Raw genomic sequence first — 1,733 nt, 5'->3', positions numbered from 1 at the left:
ACCCCGAGCAACTGGTGGGCATGCAGGCGACTCATCACGCCTTTGTCGCAATACACCAGGTACTGGCGAGTAGGGTCCAGTTCCTTGAAACGTGCGTTCACTGCATAGAACGGCATCGTCTGTACCTCTATGCCGGCGAGCTCCAGCGGGTCATCCTCGGCGGCATCCGGGTGACGGATGTCGATCACGATCTGACCGGCCAGCGCTTCGCTGACTTCTTCAATCTGCAAATCCTGGCCCAATTCGTCGATCACCCGATCGATCGGCACCAGTTTGGCGTTGGCGAGCGCACGCTCGAGCACCGCCATGTCGAATTCTTTCTCTTCGTGCTCAACCCGACCGCGTTTGGCGGCGGTCTTGGGGTTGACCGAAATCACGCCGCAGTATTCCGGCATGTGCCGGGCGAAATCGGCAGTGCCGATCTCGTTGGCCGTGTCGATGATGTCCTGCTTGTGCGCGACGATCAGCGGACGCAGCACCAGCTTGTCGGTCACGCAGTCGATCACCGACAGGTTCGGCAGCGTCTGGCTCGACACCTGGGAGATCGCTTCACCGGTCACCAGCGCATCGATATGCAGGCGTTCGGCGATCTCGGACGAGGCGCGCAACATCATACGCTTCAAAACCACGCCCATATGACTGTTATCGACTTTGCCGAGAATTTCGCCCAGCACTTCCTCGAACGGCACACTGACAAATAGCACGCGTTGCGAGCTGCCGTACTTCTTCCAGATGAAGTGCGCGACTTCCATCACGCCCAATTCGTGGGCACGCCCGCCGAGATTGAAGAAGCAGAAGTGCGCCATCAGGCCGCGGCGCATGATCTGGTAAGCCGCTACGGTGGAGTCGAAGCCGCCGGACATCAGCACCAGCGTCTGCTCCAGGGCACCGAGCGGGTAGCCGCCGATGCCGTTGTGCTGGCTGTGAATGACAAATAACCGTTTGTCGCGAACTTCGATTCGGACTTCGATTTCCGGCGCTTTCAGGTCGATTCCGGCCGCTCCGCACTCGCGACGCAGCTTGCTGCCGACGTATTTTTCGACGTCCATCGAGCTGAATGCATGCTTGCCCGCGCGCTTGCAGCGCACCGAAAAAATCTTCCCGGCCAGCGCATCGCCGTAGTGCTGCTTGCACTTCTCGGTGATGTCGTCGAAGTCGCCCAGCGGGTACTCGTCGATCTGCAGAAAGTGCGCGATCCCCGGCATGCAGGTCAGGCGCTCACCCATCTCTTTCAAGGCTTTGGGGTCGGTTACACGGGTTTCCAGTTCGAGATTGTCCCACACGCCGTTCACCACCACGGCCGGGTCCAGGTCACGGAGCACGGTGCGGATGTTCTTGGCCAACTGGCGGATGAATTTCGTCCGGACAGGTCGGCTTTTGATGGTGATCTCGGGGAAGACTTTTACGATTAGTTTCATGAAAACAGCGCGCGAACGGCCAGCCGAAAAAGGGGGGCGCGGATTATAGCGGAAATTGCTCAAGGTTTAACCAGTTTATGTGCAGAAGGTTTTGCGCGCACCAAAACGGGTCATTTCTCAATTTAAACGCAACATTACGGGGCGAGATTTGTCGATTCAGTACCTCACGCACCTTAATAAGCGTGAATTCGGGGCAAAAAACCCATGCTGGGGCACTGGCATGCAATTTGCTCCCTTGTGAGGCAGGTTGCCTTGGCAGAGTATTCGCGCCGGCATCACCATTATTAAGGGCATCCACTACCCGCCCTAATTCAC

2 protein-coding genes are annotated in these 1,733 nt (G+C 57.9%); both read right to left on the bottom strand.

Annotated features, from left to right (window positions below; all coding sequences use genetic code 11):
• Positions 1 to 1,418 (bottom strand): tRNA uracil 4-sulfurtransferase ThiI (thiI, locus tag ACIGDJ_RS08255; protein WP_397504535.1); only part of this gene is annotated, 1,418 nt, incomplete at its 3' end.
• 43 nt (positions 1,419 to 1,461) lie between these two features.
• On the bottom strand, positions 1,462 to 1,733 hold a 272-nt coding region (locus tag ACIGDJ_RS08250), incomplete at its 5' end, for a hypothetical protein (protein WP_397504534.1).

Origin of the sequence: Pseudomonas sp. NPDC079367 (genome assembly GCF_044542195.1) — a bacterium.
GTDB lineage: Bacteria > Pseudomonadota > Gammaproteobacteria > Pseudomonadales > Pseudomonadaceae > Aquipseudomonas.
This window is presented reverse-complemented; position numbering and strand designations above follow the sequence as displayed.